The organism is Klebsiella sp. Q11, assembly GCF_964241505.1.
GTDB lineage: Bacteria > Pseudomonadota > Gammaproteobacteria > Enterobacterales > Enterobacteriaceae > Klebsiella > Klebsiella michiganensis.
In genome coordinates this window covers 1-19,932 of sequence record NZ_CAXSXW010000001.1, presented here as the reverse complement: position 1 = coordinate 19,932, position 19,932 = coordinate 1, and the positions used below count along the sequence as shown (strand labels likewise).

The following is a 19,932-nucleotide window of genomic DNA, read 5'->3' as shown; positions in this document are numbered from 1 at the left end:
TTATTGCCCTCCCAAACGAACAATTTTGGCTGGCGTAATATCAGGCACGGTCTGCGGAATATCCCAGGCCGAGAACACGCCGTACACCTGTACCGCTTCGCCGGTTTTCACCTGCGCCGTCTGGATCATCTTGACCGCATGTTCGTTAATCGCCCGGCTATATTCGCCAAACAGCACCTGATCGTTAAAGTCCTGATAGCTGGCGCCCTGATAGCCGTCGCGTAATAGTGTGCCGCGCAGCGTTGGGCCAATTTGCACCACCACGTTGCCGCCGCTGATATCCTGAATCGTCATTTTTCCGCTGCGCGAAGCGGAATCAATTTTGCTGATATTGCCTTCGACTTTGACGTAAAACACGCAGGGGTTTTCGTCCTGAGCGCGATAGCCTAAGGTTTTGCAGGCGCTATCGATATCTTTCGCCGCGCGCAGGGCGGTCATCAGCTCGGCAACGGGGCGGGCTTTAGCCACAACCTGGGGAACCAGCTGGTCTTGCCATGTCCGATCGATATCCGCCATATGCGGGTTGGGCGGAGATTTAAGATCGGCCAGCTCCTGCTGAGAGACAATACGACAGCCCCCGAGCGCAAGAATAACCAGCGTCAGCGAGATTTTTTTATACATAATACGCTCCTGTGCGCCCCGGACGGGGCGCAACAACCCGAAATCAGGATTTGATATTGAAGTCCTGCACTTTGTCTGCATTGTCCTGAGTAATCAGAATGCCGCGGAACATCACGCGCTGCTTGGCCGGTTTTTCACCTTTTTGCAGGTAGTTATCGAGGTCGGTCACCCCCTGAGCGGCGATGGCCTGCGCCTGAAGCATTACGGTGGCCTGCAGGGTGCCGGCTTTTACCGCGTCGCGCTCATCGTTGCTGCCATCGATACCGACCACCACCACATCGTTACGATTCGCGGCTTTCAGCGCGGCAATGGCGCCGAGGGCCACAGGACCGTTGCCGCAAATCACGCCTTTCACGTCGGGGTGCGCCTGCAGAATACTGTCCATAATGCGCTTGCCGTCGATTAAGGTGCCTTTCGCGTCCTGCTTAGCGACGCTGACCATATCCGGGTACTGGTCAATCACCTGGTGGAAAGATTTAGAGCGGGTCACGCAGTTATTATCCGCAAGGTTACAGGTCAGTTCGGCATATTTGCCTTTCTCCGCCATTTTCTCGACAAATACGTTGGCGACTTCAGAACCGGCCTGGAAGTTATTATGGGTAATTTGCTCCAGCGCGATATCATCGACAGGAATTTCGCGGTTAATTAAAACCACCGGAATACCCGCTTTCTTCGCTTTTTCAATGGCGGCGACGCTGGCGGTGGAGTCGGCGTTATCCAGAATAATGCCCTGAACTTTTTTACCGATGGCGGTATCGATCAGCTCATTCTGTTTTTTGACATCTTCGCCATGCGACAAAATGGTGGTCTGGTAGCCCAGCTCTTTGGCTTTCTCGCTAGCGCCCTTGGCTTCAGAGGCGTAATAGGGGTTATCCAGCGAGTTAACCATGATCATGATGGTGCCTTTTTCTGCCGCCTGGGCAGCGAAAGAAAAGGCGGTCAGGGTAGCAGCGGTTAAAAGCGTTAAACGTAATTTCATGACAATTTTCTCTCTTGGTTGTTATTGTCGGGTACGGTGAAACAACGTAAGGCCTGTAAATCGAGTTTATGGGCCGGGGTTCTCCTTTTGTTGATGATTAAGAGCCTATCCATTAGGGCTATTTTACTGGCCATTTTGAACCAGGGCAGTGCTCAAAACCCTCACGTACTACGTGTACGCTCCGGGATCGAAGCGCTGTCCGTGTTCAAACTGCCTGCGCCAATAACGCCTACTGGGATAGGCTCTAAGGTGCGTCACGCGTTCGATTCCCTGGTGGGCGTCAGGCGGACGTTGCCGGTTTCCATAATGTTCTGTTCACCGCATGGCGCCACTCCTGCCATCTTTTCTGCAGGCGCTGGTGGCGGGCCATATCGGGGATAAATTCGCTGTGTTCGGTTAAAAACGCGTTCAGGTCGGTTACCGATCCGGGATTCAGGGCTTTGCGCGCGAGCAGGGCCGCGCCAATCGCCGACAGCTCGGCAACGTCGCTGCGCATCACCGGACAGCCGAGCAGGTCAGCCTGATACTGCATTAGCCAGTCGTTCCTGGTTGGGCCGCCGTCGACCATCAGCGCCGTTAAGTGGAAGTCGTCCTGCTGGCGCATCGCTACCACGACATCGGCGATTTGATAGGTAATGGATTCCAGCGCGGCGCGAATCAGATGGGCGCGCTTGACGCCGCGGCTCAGGCCACAAATCACGCCGCGGGCGCTGTCATCCCACCACGGGGCGCCCAGGCCGGTTAACGCCGGCACAAAATAGACGCCCAGCGTGGAGTCCACGGAGGCGGGCAGGGTGTTGAGTTCATGCGCCAGTTCGGCATCGGAAAGTTCGCTCAGACCGGTGCTGTCCGCCATCCACGCCACGGCATCGCCGGTATGCGGAATATTACCTTCGAGTCCGTAGGTGATGCTGTCGCCGTCGTGCCAGGCGATGGTGGTGGCCAGCGCGTCGATATCGCACTGTGCGGATTTTACCGGCGCCATCACCGATGACCCCGTACCGTAGGTGGCTTTTACGCAGCCGAGTTCACCCAGCGCGTGGCCAAACAGCGCGGCGTGGGAATCCCCGACCATCGCCATCACCGGAATACCGTCAGGGATAGCGTTCAACCCCCGGGTATAGCCAAACAATCCGCTGGAGGGCTTGATCTCCGGCAGCGCGGCGCGCGGGATCTGGAACAGCGCCAGCATGTTGTCATCCCACTGGCCGGTTTGCAGGTTCAGCAGCTGGGTACGCGCGGCATTGGAGTAATCGCAGCAGAACGCATCGCCCTGGGTTAAGTTCCACAGCAGCCAGCTGTCGATAGTGCCGAGGCAGATTTCTCCGCGCTCAGCCAGCGCGCGCCCCTCAGGAAGGGATTCCAGCAGCCAGCGCATTTTCGAGGCCGAAAACAGAGGCGCAATCGGCAGGCCGGTCACGGCCTTGATTTGCTGCTCTTTATCGCTGTGGCGCAGTTCATCGCAAAACGCGGCGCTGCGGCTGCACTGCCAGGTGATCGCGGCGTTGATTGGCTTACCGCTCTGGCGATACCAGCCGATCGCGGTCTCGCGCTGGTTACTGATGGCTAACGCCGCGACGTTTTCTGCGCCAACGTGCGCTACCGCTTTCGCGATAACCGCCAGCGAAGCGTCAACCAGGACTTCTCCCGACTGCTCGACCCAGCCTTCACGCGGCGTCTGGATCGCCAGCGGCTGAGAGAATTTCACCACGACCTGGCCGCGGCTATCGAGTACGACGGCTTTGGCATTGGTGGTGCCTTCGTCCAGCGCAATGATGAACTCTTTACGTGTTGCCTGCATTAGGTAGTCTCCTGAGTCACACTTCGTCCTGGCGCGGAGGGGGAAGTCGGCATTCCTCTTTATCGCATTGCTTCTTAGCAGGCCATGATGTGACAATTCGTTTTCACTTTTTTAATCACTGAATATATATTCGATAGTGATTATTTATTTGTTACCTTAGCCAGAAACTTCCCGTCGGGCTACAGGAAAAGTTATCAATTGTGCTGGCAATCACACTTATCCGTTTGGTGAAGCTTGCGGATGTCGGGGGAAAAGAGCGCGGTTGGCTGGTTATATACGATTGAAATATAAAAATTTATTGTCGAAGCCTTTACGCCTGAAGGAAAGCGTAAAGGCTGTGGGAAAGTGTTTGAGTGAGGAAATTACCCGGCGATAAGCAGCCTGGCCGTTGGATAATCGGTGATCAGAACATCGATATAACCGCCTGAAAGCGCGCCTTTGATAGCCGCCACCTTCTCGCTGCCGCCGGCAAGGGCCACCACGTTAGGGCACTTCTTCACTTTCTCCAGCGCCATGCCGATCACAGGATCTTCATCATCGCGTAACACCGCCTTGCCGTTTTTATCGTAGTAGTGCAGGCAAATGTCACCCACGGCGCCGCGTTCCGCCAGCACCTGCAGCATATCTTCGTGATAGTAGTTACCGGACGTTTTGAGCAGCTGCGAAGGTTCAAGGATGCCAATCCCGACGATGGCGATATCGACTTCGTCGAAGCGCGCAATCACATCGGCGACATCTTTGCTGGCCACGAGGCGATTTTTCTCCTCCGTAGAACCTTCGATGCTCTGGGAAGGGAGCAGCCAGGCTTCACAGTTCAGACGCTGCGCCAGGGTCTGGGTCAGGATGGTCGCCTGCACGTTACCGTTAGGACCCACGCCGCCGAGCAGTTGAATCACGCCGTTGGCCTTTAGGTTTTGCGCGTGAACCTCATCAACCATTGCGCGAATAGTCGAACTCCACGACGAGACGCCAATCAGATCTTTCGGCCGCAATCGCGTTTCCAGATAGTGGGCCGCGGCGGATCCGATGGCGCGCTTGATAGTGTGATCGCTGGCGTCCTCTTCGGTATCCACGACGATGGCCTGTTTAATTCCGTAGCGATCCTCGAGGCCTTTTTCAAGATTGAGGAAAATATTCGATGGCTGAACAACGCTGATTTTGACCACGCCTTCTTTTTGGCAGCGGGCGATCGCTCGGGAGATAAATGACTGAGAAAGCGAGAGAAGTTGAGCGATATCGGACTGCTTTCGTCCTTCAAGATAGTAGAGCGTGGCAATCTTAACTAATAGCCGTTGTTCATCCTGCTTAGCCATATATTTCCCCGAAAATCATTTACGTGCAGCCATTATGTTAGAGCTCATTATCATACGCGAAAAGAAAAGACAGTTAAGTGTGATGGATATCTAACTTTCGCCAATCCTCAAAATCAGCTATGGACAAAAACAGAACAGTAGCCGCATAATTGAATAAAGAGTCGTTAGTGAATATATATTCATAGCGATTTCAGGTCAACTGAAAAGTGCCCGGGTGACGTCACGCCCGGTGGTAAGGAGGCAGAATGTTCCTGAGTATGATGCAGCGGCGTAAGCCTTACGATGCGTTGCCTGGGGATGTCTGGTTTTTTTAGTCCCTGACGGAATAAATATTCCAAGTTGAAAATAAATTCAGAGGTATTAAATGAATCCCTATAGCTATGATGTCCAGGCCCTTGAGCGTAAAGCCCGCGCCGTACGTCGCCATATCGTCAGATTGAACGCCAACAGCCCTGCGGGCGGGCACACCGGCGCCGACCTGTCGCAGGTTGAACTGCTCACCGCGCTCTATTTCCGCATTCTGAACGTCGCGCCGGAGCGTCTTGCTGACGACCAGCGCGATATCTACATCCAGTCGAAAGGCCATGCGGTGGGCTGCTACTACTGCGTGCTGGCCGAGGCGGGCTTCTTTCCGGTTGAGTGGCTGGAAACCTATCAGCATGCGAACTCCCATCTTCCGGGTCACCCGGTGCGCCAGAAAACGCCGGGGATTGAGCTCAACACCGGCGCGCTGGGCCACGGTTTGCCTGTTGCGGTGGGGCTGGCGCTGGCTGCGAAAAAAAGCAACAGCTCCCGCCGCATTTTTTTAATTACCGGCGATGGCGAGCTGGCGGAAGGCAGCAACTGGGAAGCGGCGCTGGCCGCGGCGCACTACGGCCTTGATAATCTCATCATTATTAATGACAAGAACAATCTCCAGCTGGCGGGTCCGACGCGCGAAATCATGAATACCGATCCGCTGGCTGATAAATGGAAGGCCTTCGGGATGACGGTCACCGAATGCCAGGGCAACGACATGGCGTCGGTAGTGGCGACCCTGGAAGGGCTGAAGCAGGAAGGTAAACCGAACGTCGTTATCGCCAACACCACGAAAGGTGCCGGTATTTCCTTTATCCAGGGGCGCCCGGAGTGGCACCACCGGGTACCGAAAGGCGAAGAAATTGCACTGGCACTGGAGGAACTGAAAGATGAGTAATGCAGAACACCTGGCGAGCGTGATGGTTCAGGCCTTTATTGATGCGGTCGACCGCGGCGTCGATCTGGTGCCGGTGGTGGCTGATTCCACGTCAACGGCCAAAATCGCGCCGTTTATTAAACAGTTCCCCGGGCGTCTGGTGAACGTGGGTATCGCCGAGCAGAGCATGGTCGGGACGGCGGCGGGTCTGGCGCTGGGGGGAAAAGTGGCGGTCACCTGTAACGCCGCGCCGTTCCTGATTTCCCGCGCCAATGAGCAAATTAAAGTCGACGTTTGCTATAACAACACCAACGTTAAGCTATTTGGCCTTAACGCCGGCGCCAGCTACGGCCCGCTGGCCAGCACCCATCACGCGATTGACGATCTGGCGGTGATGCGCGGCTTCGGTAATATCCAGATTTTCGCTCCGTCTTCGCCGCGCGAATGTCGGCAGATTATCGATTACGCCATCGGCTATCAGGGGCCGGTCTATATTCGCCTCGACGGCAAGGCGCTGCCGGAGCTGCACGATGAAAGCTATCGCTTTGTGCCGGGGGCGGTCATCACCCTGCGTGAAGGCGAGGATATCGCGCTGGTGGCCACCGGCTCGACGGTACATGAAATCGTCGATGCCGCGCAGAGGCTGGCCGACGCGGGGATTCAGGCCAAAGTGGTGAGCGTGCCGTCCATTCGCCCTTGCGATACCGCCGCGCTGCTGGCGGCCCTGAAGCCGTGCAAAGCGGTGATAACGGTGGAGGAGCATAACGTCAACGGCGGGTTGGGGAGCCTGGTGGCGGAAGTGCTGGCCGAAGCCGGCGCGGGAATCCCGCTCAAACGTCTGGGGATCCCGGATGGCGAGTATGCGGCGGCGGCGGACCGCGGCTGGCTGCGCAAACACCACGGCTTCGATGCCGCTTCCGTCGCCGGGCTGGCGCAGAAAATGCGCTGATTTTACGGCGCCGTAAACCGATAACCCGCGCGGTCTGCCGCGCGGGTTTTGTTTTTTACGATGCGCAGAGCGTGATGACGTAGTCACCGGCCTTAATCCATTGCAGCCGATACTCCCCGGCGGAGAGCCGAAGCCGCAGGTTTCCTTCCTTTATATACGTCACCTCAAAATCGCTGAAACCCACGCCGTTCTGTATTTCGGGCGGGCTGGCCTTAAACGCGCTCTCTTTTGCCGAAAACGCCAGCGTCAGCGCCAGCGCCGACGGCAGGCCGCTGGCGTCCAGCAGGCTTTTTTCCGCGCTATTGACGATGCTGCTTTCCAGCTCGGCCGCCAGGGTGGGAGACAGGATGCGCTCAATATCAACGCCGACCGGCCCTGCGGAGACAACCGCCAGCGCGCTGCGTTCGCAGTGGCTGATGCTGCCGTACCACGGCGCGGGCCACAGGGGCTGGCGCCGATCGCCAACGGCAGGCACCTCTTTTTCACCGACTTCCCGCAGCGCGTAAACCGCGGCGATACGCCCCGCGAGGTGCTCGGTCTGCCGCTTGCGGGCGCAGTCGCTTAGCCGGGCATAGTGAGGCAGCCAGAGGAGATCTTCAGGCCGAAAGGTCGCCGGGTCGAAATCGACCCGCTGCAGCGAGTGACCGGCAAGCTGAATGGTAGAACGTTGGGTTTGCATAGGGGGATGTTAACAGATTCTCCCCGCCGCCCTCTATGGCAAGAGGGCGGGGGAACGGTAGACAATCAGAAGTGGGTATTGACGCTCATATACCAGGTTCGGCCAGATTCGTTATAGGTGTTGGCGCCCGCGCCAGCCATATAAGAAACATCGGTCAGGCTACCGGTGGTTTGCGCATTCCCCGCGCGCCAGTGGCGCTTGTCGAAGACGTTATCCACGCCGCCGGTCAGGCTGACGTTTTTGGTCACATCCCAGGTGGCGCTCAGGCCAACGATGCTGTATGGGCTGACTTCATCCGTTTCAGAACCCACCGCGGGCTCACCTTTGTAGTTATATTTCTTCGGCTGCTGCTTGCCGTACCAGGTGAAGGTCGACTGTACGGAAATATCCTGCTGAATCTGCCAGCTCAGGGTGGAGTTCAGGGTATATTCCGGAATAATCGACAGACGATCGCCGGTTTCCTTGTTTTTACTTTGCAGCATATAAGTGATGTTATTGGTCCAGTTCACCGTTTCGCTGACCGGCACGTTCAGGGTGCCTTCGAGACCTTCAACCACCGCTTTCGGCACATTTTCCCACTGATAGATATCAGTTTTCACTTTACCGTTCGTTGTCTGCGAAATCGGCGCGTAGCCGGCTTCGATTTTATCGCGGTAGTCGTTGCGGAACCAGGTCACCCCCGCCAGCCAGCCGTCGCGTTTAAACTCAAGGCCAATCTCTTTGTTGATGCTGGTTTCGGCTTTCAGGTCATCGTTACCCATCATGTAGCAACCGGTACCGGTGCCGCTGGCGTAGCAGCCCTGGCCTTTGCTATAGAGAATATAGTTCGGGTTGGTTTGGTACAGGCTCGGCGCTTTATAGGCGCGGGCGATGCCCATTTTCAACGTGAAGTCATCCCACAAACCCTGAGACAGGTTGAGCGACGGGCTCCAGTTGTTGCCGACGATCGTGTGATGATCGAAACGCAGCGCCGGCGTCAGCATGGTGGTGTCGGTCAGCTCCACGTTGTCTTCGGCAAACAGGGAGAAGATCTCGGCCTTCGAGTATGGGCTACGGCCGGTGCTGTCATAGCCGTCGATATCGCCGCCCATAAAGGTCTGGGTATTTGACGCCAAATCCTTCATCCGCTGCTGATTCCACTCGGAGCCCAGCGTCAGGTTCTGGTTAAACACCAGATCCAGCGGGATGTTAACTTCGCTGTGCAGCATCACGTCGGCGAGGTCGATATCGCTGAACTGGTTGCTGTTGAAGATACCTTCCGTACCGCCCGCCAGACCTTCGCCTTTACGCGAGTTGCGGGTGTGTTCGTACTGGGCCCAGTTGCTGGTGGTCACGCCGTTATCCCAGCCGCCGTTCCAGGTGACGGAGTAAGTCTGGCGATAGAGGCGGTTCGTCTCTTTCCCGTAGTTCTCTTTCACCAGATCGTTGGTATTGGTGTTCTGCGTATCGCCCGCGTAGAGGTTGCCCTGACGGCTGTAGCCGGATTCAAACTCCAGCGACTGCATCGGGGCGAAATCCCAGCGCACGACGCCGTTAATGTTCTTATTTTTAACCCCTTCACGCCCGGCAGGCATGGTATTAGCGTACGCGCCGGTACGCTCTGACTGATGCCCGTCGTTGATATCCCAGGCATCGGCCTGCGTTTTATCGAGGTTGCCCAGCAGGCGGAAGCTGAAATCGCCGCCCAGCGGGCCGCTGAGGCTAAAGTTGGTGCGTTTGGTCGAGCCTTCTTCTTTATGCTCCGGGGCGTTCATGTAGGTGTTCCATGAACCATGCCATTCGCCGTCGCTTTTCTTGGTAATGATATTGACCACGCCGCCCGCCGCGCCGTTGCCGTAGCGCGCGGCCGCCGGGCCGCGAATGACTTCAATACGTTCGATCAGCTCCGGCGGTACCCATGAAGTATCGCCGCGGGTATCGCGCTCGCCGCGCCAGCCCAGACGCACGGAGTTGCGGCTGGTCACGGGCTTGCCGTCAATCAGGATCAGGGTGTTTTCCGGGCCCATGCCGCGAATATCAATCTGGCGATTGTTGCCGCGCTGGCCGCTGGTGGAGTTGCCGGTCAGGTTAACGCCGGGCATGGTACGGATAATTTCCGACACGTCGCGCGCAGGCGGGCGTTTACGAATTTCATCTGCGGTAATGGTTGAAACGCCGGGCGCCTGCAGGTTCTGCTCGGCGGCGGTGACGACCATGGTTTCATCAGCGGTTGCGGTTTTGCTATCGGAGGCGGTTTCCGCCGCGCTCAGCGGAAACGCAGCCCCGTAGATTCCCAGATTGACCAGCAAGGCCAGGGATTTGATCCTGTTATTCATTGTAATTCCTGCTTTTTGTCGCCACCTTCTCCAAAAGACCCTTCCCAGCGGGAGGAGAGGCGGTATCAATGTTGCCGGTAGAGAGCACAGGCACTCCGTCGCTGACCAGAACCCGGCTTTCGGGCTAAATTGTTTCCCCGAAAGTCCCGGCGCTGCATAAGCTCTCTCTGACATGTTTATTTTTTAAAAGACGCGCTTCCCACAGCGCGCTAATACGCTATTGCAAATGAAAATAGTTATCAATAATATTATCAATAAATATTGCGTTTATTAATGCGTTTGTTGATAAATGTCACGATAAACATAGGGTTGAAAAGGAATGCATAAGACAGGAAGTGACGACTGGTGGCAGCATATCTCCGGCCCGCAAATCGAAGCCGTTGACGGCGCGTATCGGGTAGCCTTCTGGTGGCGCGATCCGGCGGGCAACGAAACGTCTTCGGCAACCCGGCGGGTGTGGATTTATATCACCGGCGTGACTGACCATCATAAAAATGCCGTACCGCAAACCCTGCGGCGCATTCCCGGTACCGATGCCTGGTGCTGGCAAACCACGCTTTCTCCGACCTGGCGCGGCAGCTATTGCTTTATCCCTTCCGCCCGCGACGACGACTTTTCCCCCCAGCTTTTTAACGGTGACGGCCCGGACCGCGCGCTGCTGCGCGAAGGCTGGCGTAGGCTGCTGCCGCAGGCGATTGCCGACCCGCTCAATCCGCAAAGCTGGAAGGGCGGGCGCGGCCACGCGGTCTCCGCGCTGGAGCTGCCGCACGCCCCCGAACAGCCCGGCTGGGCGCTGCGTGATGAACCTTATCAGCCGCCGGTCTGCATTGAATGGCAGAGCCAGCGCCTCGGCAACCGGCGACGGATATGGGTTTACGCCACCGGCGACGCGCAGCCGCAGGCGCGCCCGCTGGCGATCCTGCTGGATGGCCAGTTCTGGGCCGAAAGCATGCCGGTATGGGCGCCGCTGGCGGGCTTAACCCGCGAAAAACGGCTCCCGCCGGCGGTTTATCTGCTGATTGACGCGATTGATAATCCGCACCGGGCCGCGGAGCTTCCCTGCAATGAGGCGTTCTGGCTGGCGGTTCAGGAAGAGCTGCTGCCAATGGTTCACCGGCTGGCGCCTTTCAGCGATCGCGCCGATCGCACGGTGGTGGCGGGTCAGAGCTTTGGCGGCCTGGCCTCGATGTTCGCTGCGCTCTACTGGCCCCAGCGCTTTGGCTGCGTGCTCAGCCAGTCCGGCTCTTACTGGTGGCCGCATCGCGGCGGCGCGCAGACGGGTCTGCTGATTGAGCGGCTCAGCCGCGGCGAATTACATCCGCAAGGGCTACGTATCTGGCTGGAAGCCGGTATTCGCGAGCCGATCATTTTTCGCGCCAACCAGGCGCTGCTCGCGCATCTGGAACAGCAGACGATTTTCTGGCGTCAGGTTGACGGCGGGCATGATGCGCTGTGCTGGCGCGGCGGGCTGACAGCCGGGCTTATCCAGCTGTGGCAGCCTTTATGCCGTGATGAGTAACAACGCGCGCTTTACGAGGAATTAGACATGCAATTCAGTAACCCCTTCGACAATCCGCAAGGGCAGTTTTACATCCTGCGCAATGGCCAGCAGCAGTTCAGCCTGTGGCCGCACTCCTGCGCGCTGCCGGAAGGCTGGTCGGTGGAGTGCCCGCCGCAGTCGTTAGCGGCGTGCAATGACTGGCTGGCGGCAAACTGGTCTACCTTGACCCCCGCCCACCATGCATCCTGAGGAGCCCACGATGACCACACGTTTACCGCTGGTTGCGGCGCAGCCGGGGATCTGGATGGCGGAGCGCCTCTCGACGCTGCCCGGCGCCTGGAGCGTCGCCCACTATGTTGAGCTGCGCGGTGATATCGACCCGATACTGCTCGGCCGGGCCATTGTCACCGGGCTGTCGCAGGCCGACACCCTCAGCATGCGTTTTTGCGAAGATAACGGCGAAGCCTGGCAGTGGGTCGATGAACATCGCGCGTTTGCCGAACCGGATTACCGGGATCTGCGTGCCGCGAGCGACCCGCACGCGGCCGCGCTGGCGCTGATGCAGGCCGACCTCGGACAAAACCTGCGGGTGGACGGCGGCAATCCGCTGGTCTGCCATCAGCTGCTGCGGGTGGGTGATAACCGCTGGTACTGGTATCAGCGTTACCACCATTTGCTGGTCGATGGCTTCAGCTTCCCGGCGATTACCCGCCAGATCGCCGCGATCTACCGCGCCTGGCAGCGCGGCGAAGCGACGCCTGATTCCCCGTTTACGCCGTTTGCCGAGGTGGTGGAAGAGTATCAGCGCTACTACGGCAGCGACGCCTGGCAGCGCGACAAACAGTTCTGGCAGGCGCAGCGTCAGGCGCTGCCGGCACCGGCCTCGCTGTCGGACACGCCGCTGGCGGGAAGGGCGACCAGCAGCGATATCTGGCGCATGAAGCTGGAGGTGGATGCCGGGGTCTTTAGCCGGCTGGCGGCAGGCGCGCCGCAGTGCCAGCGCGCCGATCTGGCGCTGGCGCTGACCGCCCTGTGGCTGGGACGGCTGTGCAGCCGAACGGACTACGCCGCGGGCTTTATTTTTATGCGCCGCATGGGCTCTGCGGCGCTCACCGCTACCGGCCCGGTGCTCAACGTTCTGCCGCTGGCGGTCACTATTGACGCCGGGGAAACGCTGCCGGAGCTGGCCACGCGTCTTGCCGGGCAGCTGAAGAAAATGCGCCGCCATCAGCGCTATGATGCCGAACAGATTGTGCGCGATAGCGGCAGAGCGGCGGGCGATGAACCGCTGTTTGGCCCGGTGCTCAATATTAAAGTCTTCGACTATCAGCTGGATATCGACGGCGTGGAGGCCATTACCCACACTCTGGCCACCGGCCCGGTCAATGACCTGGAGCTGGCGCTCTTCCCGGATGAAGCCGGGGGTCTGTCGCTGGAGGTGCTGGCGAATAAGCAGCGATACGAAGAACGGACGCTGCGTAACCATATCTCCCGACTCTCCGCGCTGCTGGCCCAGTTTGCCGATAATCCGACCCTGCGCTGCGGCGAGGCGAATATGCTGTCGGCGGCGGAAACGGAACAGCTGCGGCAGGTCAACGCGACTGCCGTCGACCTGCCGCTCACCACCCTGAGCGCGCTGGTAGCGGAGCAGGCGGCGAAAACCCCGAATGCCCCTGCGCTGGCGGACGGCCGCTGGCAGTTTAGCTACCGCGAGATGCGCCAGCAGGTGGTGGCGCTGGCTGAACAGCTTCGCGCGCGGGGCGTCAAGCCGGGCGATAGCGTCGCGGTCGCGCTGCCGCGTTCGGTATTCCTGACGCTGGCGCTGCACGGTATTGTTGAGGCCGGCGCCGCGTGGCTGCCGCTGGATACCGGCTATCCCGACGATCGTCTGCGGATGATGATGGAAGACGCCCGGCCGTCGCTGCTGATTACTTCTGAAGATCAGCGGGCGCGCTTTAGCGATATTCCCGGACTGGAAAGCCTGTGCTACCAGCAGCCGCTGGCGGCGGCGGATGCCGCGCCGCTGGCGCTCTCACGGCCGGAGCATACTGCCTATATCATCTTTACCTCCGGTTCTACCGGGCGACCGAAAGGGGTGATGGTCGGGCAAACCGCCATCGTCAACCGCCTGCTGTGGATGCAGGACCACTATCCGCTCTGCGCTGACGACGTCGTGGCGCAGAAAACGCCGTGCAGCTTTGATGTGTCGGTCTGGGAGTTCTGGTGGCCATTTATCGCCGGCGCGCAGCTGGTGATGGCCGAGCCGGAAGCCCATCGCGATCCGCTGGCGATGCAGCGGTTCTTTGCCCGCTATGGAGTCACCACCACCCACTTTGTGCCGTCGATGTTGGCGGCGTTCGTTGCCTCGCTGGAGGCGGAGAACGTCGGCGCCTGCCAAACCCTGCGCCGGGTATTTTGCAGCGGAGAGGCGCTGCCGACGGCGCTGTGTCGGGAATGGGAGCAGCTGACCGGCGCGCCGCTGCATAACCTGTATGGCCCGACGGAAGCGGCGGTGGACGTCAGCTGGTATCCGGCCTGCGGTCCCGAACTGGCGGCGGTAAGCGGCACCAGCGTGCCGATTGGCTGGCCGGTGTGGAATACCGGGCTGCGCATTCTTGATGCCGCCATGCGCCCGGTGCCGCCGGGCGTGGCGGGGGATCTCTACCTGACCGGCATTCAGCTGGCGCAGGGCTATCTGGGGCGCCCCGATTTGACAGCCAGCCGCTTTATTGCCGACCCTTACGCGCCGGGCGAGCGCATGTACCGCACCGGGGACGTTGCCCGCTGGCTGGATAACGGCGCCGTCGAGTATCTCGGGCGCAGCGACGACCAGCTAAAAATTCGCGGCCAGCGGATTGAGCTGGGCGAGATTGACCGCGCGATGTCCGCTCTGCCGGACGTTGCGCAGGCGGTGGCTCACGCCTGCGTCTTCAATCAGGCGGCGGCAACCGGCGGCGATGCCCGTCAGCTGGTGGGCTACCTGGTTTCTGACTCCGGCCTGCCGCTGGACGCCGTCGCGCTCAAAGCGCGGCTTGGCGAACAGCTGCCGCCGCATATGGTGCCGGTGGTGCTGATACAGCTGCCGGCGCTGCCGCTGAGCGCTAACGGCAAGCTGGATCGTAAAGCGCTGCCGTTACCCACGTTGAGCAGTGAGCGCAGCGGACGTCCGCCGGAACCTGGCGTGGAAACCACCGTCGCCACGGCCTTTAGCCAGCTGCTCGGCTGCGAGGTGAACGATACCGACGCCGATTTCTTCGCCCTCGGCGGCCATTCGCTGCTGGCGATGCGCCTGGCGGCGACGCTCGGCCGCGAGCTGGAGCGGCAGGTGACGCCGGGGCAGGTGATGGTCGCGTCTACCGTCGGCAAGCTGAGCGCGCTGCTGGCATCGGACCTCAGCGATGAGCAGGCGCAACGGCTGGGCTTCGACGCTCTCCTGCCGCTGCGCGAGAGCGACGGCCCGACGCTATTTTGCTTCCATCCTGCTTCCGGTTTTGCCTGGCAGTTCAGCGTGCTGGCGCGTTATTTAAGCCCGCGCTGGTCGATCGTCGGCATTCAGTCGCCGCGACCGCAGGGACCGATGGCCACGGCGGCGGATCTGGATGCGGTGTGTGAACATCATCTCCACACTCTGCTGACGCAGCAGCCTCACGGCCCCTATTATCTGCTGGGCTATTCGCTCGGCGGTACCCTGGCGCAGGGGATTGCCGCCCGGTTACGCCAGCGCGGCGAAGCGGTGGCCTTCCTCGGTCTGCTGGATACCTGGCCGCCGGAGACGCAGAACTGGGCGGAGAAAGAGGCGAACGGTCTGGATCCTGAGGTGCTGGCGGAGATCGCCCGTGAACGCGAGGCGTTTCTGGCCGCCCAGCAGGGGCAGGCTTCCGGCGAGCTGTTCAGCGTTATCGAAGGCAACTATGCCGATGCGGTGCGCCTGCTGACCACCGCGCACAGCGCGAAGTTTGACGGTAAGGCGACGCTGTTCGTGGCGGAGAAAACCCGTCAGCCGGGGATGGACCCGCAGGTGGTGTGGGGGCCGTGGGTCGGCGAGCTGGAGGTGTTCAGCCAGGATTGCGCCCACGTGGATATTATCTCTCCGCAGGCCTTTGAAGCGATCGGCCCGGTGCTCAGGGAGATATTGGATTAGGGGCAGATGAACTCCCGGGTTGCGGCTAACGCCTTACCCGGGCTACCGTTTGTGCCAGATTGGGTAGCCCGGCTAAGCGCAGCGCGAGCCGGGAAGCATTAGCGCCAATGTATCAGCCCGGCTCATTTACCGGAGGCGGCACCTGACACGGCTGTCCGGGCTACCGGACCGCAGATGGCGGTGAACCTGTAGCCCGGCTAAGCGCAGCGCGAGCCGGGAATCTCTACTTGCGGCCCAGCGGCACCACCAGCGGCGTATGCGCCACCGGATCGTCAATGATCGTACAGCGCAGGCCGTAAATTTCCTCGATCAGCGCCGCGTTGACAATCTCCTTTGGCGCGCCCTCGGCGACGATTTTGCCGTCGCGCAGGGCGATCAAGTGGGTCGCGTAGCGGCAGGCCTGGTTCAGATCGTGCAGCACCGCCGCCAGGGTATAGCCCTTCTCCTGATTCAGCTCGCTTAGCAACTCAAGCAGGTCAATCTGATGGCTGATATCCAGCCAGGTGGTGGGCTCATCGAGCAGCATAATCGCCGTTTCCTGGGCCAGCACCATGGCGATCCACGCCCGCTGGCGCTGGCCGCCGGAGAGCGTATCGACGCTTTGCAGCGCCAGGTCGGTAATGCCGGTGGCCTTCATCGCCCTGCTGACCGCCTCTTCATCCTCTTTGCGCCAGCGGGTAAACAGCGGCTGGTGCGGATAGCGCCCGCGGGCCACCAGCTCCTGAACCGTAATATCTCCCGGCGTAGTGGCGTTCTGCGCCAGCAGGCCGATCCGCTTCGCCACCTCTTTACTGGCGTAACGCTGGATCTGCTCGCCGTCGAGATACACATGACCGGATGTCGGGGTCATCAGGCGGCTCAGGGTGCGCAGCAGCGTCGATTTACCGCAGCCGTTAGGGCCAATAATGGCGGTGAAGTGGCCGTCGGGAATGGTGACGTTCAGCGATTCGGCGATGGTTTTTTTGCCGTACGCCAGGGTCAGCTGGTCGCCGCGCAAACGGGAGGTTACAGCGGTCATTTTTTGCGGGACTCCTGAATTAACAACCCGATAAGGTAGATGCCGCCAAGGCTGACGGTCACCACGCCCACCGGTAACTGATAGGGCATAAACAGACGCTGCGCGCAGTAGTCAGACAGCGCCAGCAGCAGGGCGCCGCACAGCGCCGCCTGGGCCAGCCCCCAGCGCGCGGTGCCGCTGAGGCGGCGCGCGATATGCGGCGCCACCAGGGCGATAAACGAAATCGGCCCGGCGAGCGCGGTGGCGGCGGCGGTCAGCACCACCCCGACCAGCATCAGCAGCAGCCGCGAGCGCTCAACCCGCACGCCCAGGGCGCAGGCGGTATCGTCACCCATCTCCAGCAGCCGCATGCGCCGCGCCAGCAGCGCCCCGCAGACCAGCATCAGCAGAATCAGCGGCGCCGAGGGCCAGGTTTTTCCCCAGGTCAAACCGTTAAGCGAACCGGCATACCACAGCCCGGCGGAGAGGGCGGTTTCCAGCGAAGCGCGCAGCAGCAGCCAGGTATTGAATGCCACCAGCATAGCGCGCACGCCGATGCCGATAATAATCAGGCGAAAGGTTTCAATCCCGTTGCGCCACGCCAGCAGCCAGACCGCCAGCGCGGTAAGGATCCCGCCAGCCATGGCCGCCATGGCGATGGCCGCCAGGTTCTGGCCAAACATCACCATCGCTACCAGCACACCGCTCCAGGCTCCGGTGTTAAACCCCATCACGTCCGGGCTCCCCAGCGGGTTGCGGGTCAGCGACTGGAAAATCGCGCCGCTGACGCCGAGGGCGGCGCCAATCAGCAGCGCCATCAGCACGCGGGGCAGGCGCCACTCGGTCACCACCATAGCGACGTTGCGCGGCGCATCGCCGAGCAGCGCCGAGATAACCTGCTCAACGCTCAATGGCACCAGGCCGGTGCCCAGCCCCCACAGGGAGACCAGCGCGCTGGCGACCAGCAGCAGCAGGCAGCTAAAAATCAGGCGACGAGAAGGCGCAATCACATGCCACCTCCGCGCGGCTGGCGGCGTACCAGCCAGATCAGCACCGGCGCGCCGATAAAGGCGCTGACCACCGAAACCCGCAGTTCGCCGGGCACCAGCAGGCGCCCCAGCACGTCGGCAAACAGCAGCAGGGCAGGGGTAGCCAGCAGGGTGACCGGTAGCGACCAGCGATGATCCGCGCCCACCAGCCAGCGGGCCATATGCGGCATCATCAGGCCGATAAAGGCGATGGGCCCGACCACCGCCGTGGCGCTGCCGCACAGGACGGTAATCGCCAGCAGACCAATAAGCTGAGTACGCGCGACCCGGCTGCCGAGCGCGGTGGCCGTATCGTTGCCGAGGCTCAGGCTGTTTAAGGCCCGGCTCAGCAGCAGCGTCACCAGGCCGGCAATGAGTACCGGGATCAGCACGATTTTCAGGGTTTGCAGGGTGCGCACATCCAATGAGCCCGCCTGCCAGAAGCGCAGCTGGTCGTAGACGTCAGGGTTAAGCAGGGCGATACCGCTGGAAAGCCCTTCCAGCACCGCCGCCAGGGCGACCCCCGCGAGGGTCAGGCGAACCGGGCTCAGCTGGCCGCCGCCCTGGCTGCCGGTAAAGGCTACCAGCAGCGAGGCGCCGAACGCGCCGCAAAAAGCCATCAGCAGCTGCTCCTGCGGTGAGGAGAGACCAAACAGCGCCGCGCCCAGCACGATAGCGAAGCTGGCGCCGGAGTTGACGCCGAGGATCCCCGGGTCCGCCAGCGGGTTGCGGGTCAGCGTTTGCATCAGCGCCCCGGCCAGGCCCAGCGCGGCGCCGGCCAGCAGCCCGGCGAGGGTTCGCGGCAGTCGGGCATCAAGGACGATGGTGCAATCGGCGCTCTGGCAGGTGCCGGTGAAGGCATCAATGACGACGCTAAACGGCAGGGGTTTGGCGCCGACCAGCAGGCTGAGCGCAACGGCGATGATTAAAACGATTAAAAGACCCGGCACGGCAAAGGCGCGCGCCGCGGTCGTGGAAGACGACATGGCTTACATCCCTGACCTGATAATGATAGTAATTATCGTTATCGATTCTATCCGGTTATGTTAGCATGTGCACCCATAAAAATGGTATGGAAAATAATAACAAGGCGCTGTCATGAACCGACAATCCTGGCTGCTGAATCTCAGCTTGCTGAAAACCCACCCGGCCTTTCGCGCCGTCTTTATCGCCCGCTTTATCTCGATCCTGTCGCTTGGCCTGCTGGGCGTGGCGATCCCGGTACAAATCCAGCTGATGACCCATTCCACCTGGCAAGTGGGGCTGTCGGTGACCTTAACCGGCGGGTCGATGTTTGTCGGTCTGATGATCGGCGGCGTGCTTGCCGACCGCTATGAGCGTAAACGTCTGATCCTGCTGGCGCGCGGCACCTGCGGGATTGGCTTCGTCGGCCTGTGTCTCAACGCCATGCTGCCGGAGCCGTCGCTCATCGCCATCTATCTGTTGGGCATCTGGGACGGCCTGTTTGCCTCAATCGGCGTGACCGCGCTGCTGGCGGCGACTCCGGCGCTGGTTGGCCGGGAAAACCTGATGCAGGCCGGGGCGATCACCATGCTGACGGTGCGGCTGGGCTCGGTGATTTCGCCGATGATCGGCGGCCTGCTGCTGGCAACCGGCGGCGTAGCCTGGAACTACGGCCTGGCGGCGGCAGGTACCTTTATTACGACGCTGACGCTGCTGCGTTTGCCGCGGCTGGCGCCGCCGCCGCAGCCGCGCGAGCATCCGCTAAAATCGCTGTACGCGGGACTGAAGTTTCTGTTTAACAGCCCGCTTATCGGCGGCATTGCGCTGCTTGGCGGCCTGATGACCATGGCCAGCGCGGTGCGCGTGCTCTATCCGGCGCTGGCCGGGAGCTGGCAGATGTCGACGTCGCAGATTGGCCTGCTGTACGCCGCGATCCCTCTGGGCGCGGCGTTCGGGGCGTTGACCAGCGGACAGCTGGCGCAGACGGCGAGGCCCGGCGTGCTGATGCTGGCGACTACCGTTGGCTCCTTTGTGGCGATTGCGCTGTTCAGCCTGATGCCGGTGTGGGCGCTGGGCGCCCTGTGCCTGGCGCTGTTTGGCTGGCTGAGCGCGATAAGCTCGCTGCTGCAATATACGCTGATTCAGACGCAAACCCCGGAAAATATGCTCGGGCGTATCAACGGGCTGTGGACCGCGCAGAACGTGACCTGCGATGCGATAGGCGCGGCGCTGCTCGGCGGCCTGGGCGCGATTCTGACGCCGGCCGCTTCGGCGAGCGCCAGCGGCTGGGCGCTGGTCATTGTGGGCGTGGTGCTGGTGGGGCTGCTACGCGAGCTGCGCCGCTTTCAGCGCCCGGAGATGGCGAGCGAAAATTAATTCAGCCGGGTTTTCCCGGAGGCGGCGCGCTGCGCCTGTCCGGGCTACCGGCCCGCAGACGGCGGTGGACCCGTAGCCCGGGTAAGCGCAGCGC

General features: G+C 60.8%; 15 protein-coding genes. 6 read left to right on the top strand and 9 right to left on the bottom strand.

Features of this window, described 5'->3' with window-relative positions:
* The 4 genes from ACESQ2_RS00075 to ACESQ2_RS00060 form a co-directional block, all read right to left on the bottom strand.
* A complete protein-coding gene (locus tag ACESQ2_RS00075) occupies nt 1-621 on the bottom strand; it encodes a DUF2291 family protein (protein ID WP_032719761.1) in 621 nt (206 codons plus the stop codon).
* A gap of 43 nt (nt 622-664) precedes the next feature.
* Entirely contained in the window at nt 665-1,600 is a 936-nt protein-coding gene (locus tag ACESQ2_RS00070; protein ID WP_004130307.1) for a D-ribose ABC transporter substrate-binding protein, read from the bottom strand.
* A gap of 280 nt (nt 1,601-1,880) precedes the next feature.
* Nucleotides 1,881-3,401: a glycerol kinase GlpK gene (locus ACESQ2_RS00065; protein ID WP_224260120.1), complete on the bottom strand. Its 1,521-nt coding sequence runs from the start codon at nt 3,399-3,401 to the stop codon at nt 1,881-1,883.
* A 362-nt stretch (nt 3,402-3,763) separates the two neighbouring features.
* Nucleotides 3,764-4,714 (bottom strand): sugar-binding transcriptional regulator, encoded by a 951-nt coding sequence (locus ACESQ2_RS00060; protein ID WP_004848649.1) that lies wholly within the window; start codon nt 4,712-4,714, stop codon nt 3,764-3,766.
* A gap of 364 nt (nt 4,715-5,078) precedes the next feature.
* Here ACESQ2_RS00060 and ACESQ2_RS00055 point away from each other — a divergent pair, with 364 nt between their 5' ends.
* Together ACESQ2_RS00055 and ACESQ2_RS00050 are read left to right on the top strand one after the other, a co-directional pair.
* Complete coding sequence (locus ACESQ2_RS00055) at nt 5,079-5,909, top strand: transketolase (protein WP_004848651.1); 831 nt, start codon at nt 5,079-5,081, stop codon at nt 5,907-5,909.
* The gene (locus ACESQ2_RS00050) at nt 5,902-6,837 is read left to right on the top strand and encodes a transketolase family protein (protein WP_004848653.1); all 936 of its coding nucleotides are present in this window, start codon (nt 5,902-5,904) and stop codon (nt 6,835-6,837) included. Before ACESQ2_RS00055 ends, ACESQ2_RS00050 begins: the two co-directional genes overlap by 8 nt.
* A 55-nt stretch (nt 6,838-6,892) precedes the next feature.
* Here the strand turns inward: ACESQ2_RS00050 and entD are convergent, their stop codons facing one another.
* Both entD and ACESQ2_RS00040 read right to left on the bottom strand, forming a co-directional pair.
* On the bottom strand, nt 6,893-7,516 hold the full coding sequence (entD, locus tag ACESQ2_RS00045; protein ID WP_224260118.1) for an enterobactin synthase subunit EntD: 624 nt from the start codon (nt 7,514-7,516) through the stop codon (nt 6,893-6,895).
* A 65-nt stretch (nt 7,517-7,581) separates the two neighbouring features.
* Nucleotides 7,582-9,831, bottom strand: a complete 2,250-nt coding sequence (locus tag ACESQ2_RS00040) for a TonB-dependent siderophore receptor (protein ID WP_373170076.1) — start codon at nt 9,829-9,831, stop codon at nt 7,582-7,584.
* Between the two features lie 319 nt (nt 9,832-10,150).
* Between ACESQ2_RS00040 and fes the strand changes: the two genes are divergently transcribed.
* Genes fes through entF form a run of 3 tightly spaced genes read left to right on the top strand, consistent with a single transcriptional unit; the run spans nt 10,151 to nt 15,473 of the window.
* On the top strand, nt 10,151-11,350 hold the full coding sequence (gene fes / locus ACESQ2_RS00035; protein ID WP_373170075.1) for an enterochelin esterase: 1,200 nt from the start codon (nt 10,151-10,153) through the stop codon (nt 11,348-11,350).
* A gap of 27 nt (nt 11,351-11,377) precedes the next feature.
* Entirely contained in the window at nt 11,378-11,581 is a 204-nt protein-coding gene (locus tag ACESQ2_RS00030) for an MbtH family NRPS accessory protein (RefSeq protein WP_025107039.1), read from the top strand.
* Nucleotides 11,582-11,591: 10 nt separating this feature from the next.
* Nucleotides 11,592-15,473, top strand: a complete 3,882-nt coding sequence (entF, locus tag ACESQ2_RS00025) for an enterobactin non-ribosomal peptide synthetase EntF (protein WP_373170074.1) — start codon at nt 11,592-11,594, stop codon at nt 15,471-15,473.
* A gap of 223 nt (nt 15,474-15,696) precedes the next feature.
* On the opposite strand, the gene fepC is transcribed toward entF, so the two are convergent.
* Genes fepC through fepD form a run of 3 tightly spaced genes read right to left on the bottom strand, consistent with a single transcriptional unit; the run spans nt 15,697 to nt 18,484 of the window.
* Nucleotides 15,697-16,491, bottom strand: coding sequence for an iron-enterobactin ABC transporter ATP-binding protein (gene fepC, locus ACESQ2_RS00020; protein ID WP_014228352.1), 795 nt, complete (start codon nt 16,489-16,491; stop codon nt 15,697-15,699).
* Nucleotides 16,488-17,480 (bottom strand): iron-enterobactin ABC transporter permease, encoded by a 993-nt coding sequence (fepG, locus tag ACESQ2_RS00015; protein ID WP_009653197.1) that lies wholly within the window; start codon nt 17,478-17,480, stop codon nt 16,488-16,490. Before fepG ends, fepC begins: the two co-directional genes overlap by 4 nt.
* Nucleotides 17,477-18,484 (bottom strand): Fe(3+)-siderophore ABC transporter permease, encoded by a 1,008-nt coding sequence (fepD, locus tag ACESQ2_RS00010; RefSeq protein ID WP_014228353.1) that lies wholly within the window; start codon nt 18,482-18,484, stop codon nt 17,477-17,479. Before fepD ends, fepG begins: the two co-directional genes overlap by 4 nt.
* A 112-nt stretch (nt 18,485-18,596) precedes the next feature.
* On the opposite strand from fepD, the gene entS reads away from it, so the two are divergent.
* Nucleotides 18,597-19,838 (top strand): enterobactin transporter EntS, encoded by a 1,242-nt coding sequence (gene entS / locus ACESQ2_RS00005; RefSeq protein WP_373170073.1) that lies wholly within the window; start codon nt 18,597-18,599, stop codon nt 19,836-19,838.
* The last annotated feature ends 94 nt before the right edge of the window (nt 19,839-19,932 follow it).

What these genes read in the sequence shown, in the direction of transcription:
- ACESQ2_RS00075 (WP_032719761.1), bottom strand. Translation starts at nt 621, where the DNA reads ATGTATAAAAAAATCTCGCTGACGCTGGTTATTCTTGCGCTCGGGGGC.
- ACESQ2_RS00070 (WP_004130307.1), bottom strand. Translation starts at nt 1,600, where the DNA reads ATGAAATTACGTTTAACGCTTTTAACCGCTGCTACCCTGACCGCCTTT.
- ACESQ2_RS00065 (WP_224260120.1), bottom strand. Translation starts at nt 3,401, where the DNA reads ATGCAGGCAACACGTAAAGAGTTCATCATTGCGCTGGACGAAGGCACC.
- ACESQ2_RS00060 (WP_004848649.1), bottom strand. Translation starts at nt 4,714, where the DNA reads ATGGCTAAGCAGGATGAACAACGGCTATTAGTTAAGATTGCCACGCTC.
- ACESQ2_RS00055 (WP_004848651.1), top strand. Translation starts at nt 5,079, where the DNA reads ATGAATCCCTATAGCTATGATGTCCAGGCCCTTGAGCGTAAAGCCCGC.
- ACESQ2_RS00050 (WP_004848653.1), top strand. Translation starts at nt 5,902, where the DNA reads ATGAGTAATGCAGAACACCTGGCGAGCGTGATGGTTCAGGCCTTTATT.
- entD (WP_224260118.1), bottom strand. Translation starts at nt 7,516, where the DNA reads ATGCAAACCCAACGTTCTACCATTCAGCTTGCCGGTCACTCGCTGCAG.
- ACESQ2_RS00040 (WP_373170076.1), bottom strand. Translation starts at nt 9,831, where the DNA reads ATGAATAACAGGATCAAATCCCTGGCCTTGCTGGTCAATCTGGGAATC.
- fes (WP_373170075.1), top strand. Translation starts at nt 10,151, where the DNA reads ATGCATAAGACAGGAAGTGACGACTGGTGGCAGCATATCTCCGGCCCG.
- ACESQ2_RS00030 (WP_025107039.1), top strand. Translation starts at nt 11,378, where the DNA reads ATGCAATTCAGTAACCCCTTCGACAATCCGCAAGGGCAGTTTTACATC.
- entF (WP_373170074.1), top strand. Translation starts at nt 11,592, where the DNA reads ATGACCACACGTTTACCGCTGGTTGCGGCGCAGCCGGGGATCTGGATG.
- fepC (WP_014228352.1), bottom strand. Translation starts at nt 16,491, where the DNA reads ATGACCGCTGTAACCTCCCGTTTGCGCGGCGACCAGCTGACCCTGGCG.
- fepD (WP_014228353.1), bottom strand. Translation starts at nt 18,484, where the DNA reads ATGTCGTCTTCCACGACCGCGGCGCGCGCCTTTGCCGTGCCGGGTCTT.
- entS (WP_373170073.1), top strand. Translation starts at nt 18,597, where the DNA reads ATGAACCGACAATCCTGGCTGCTGAATCTCAGCTTGCTGAAAACCCAC.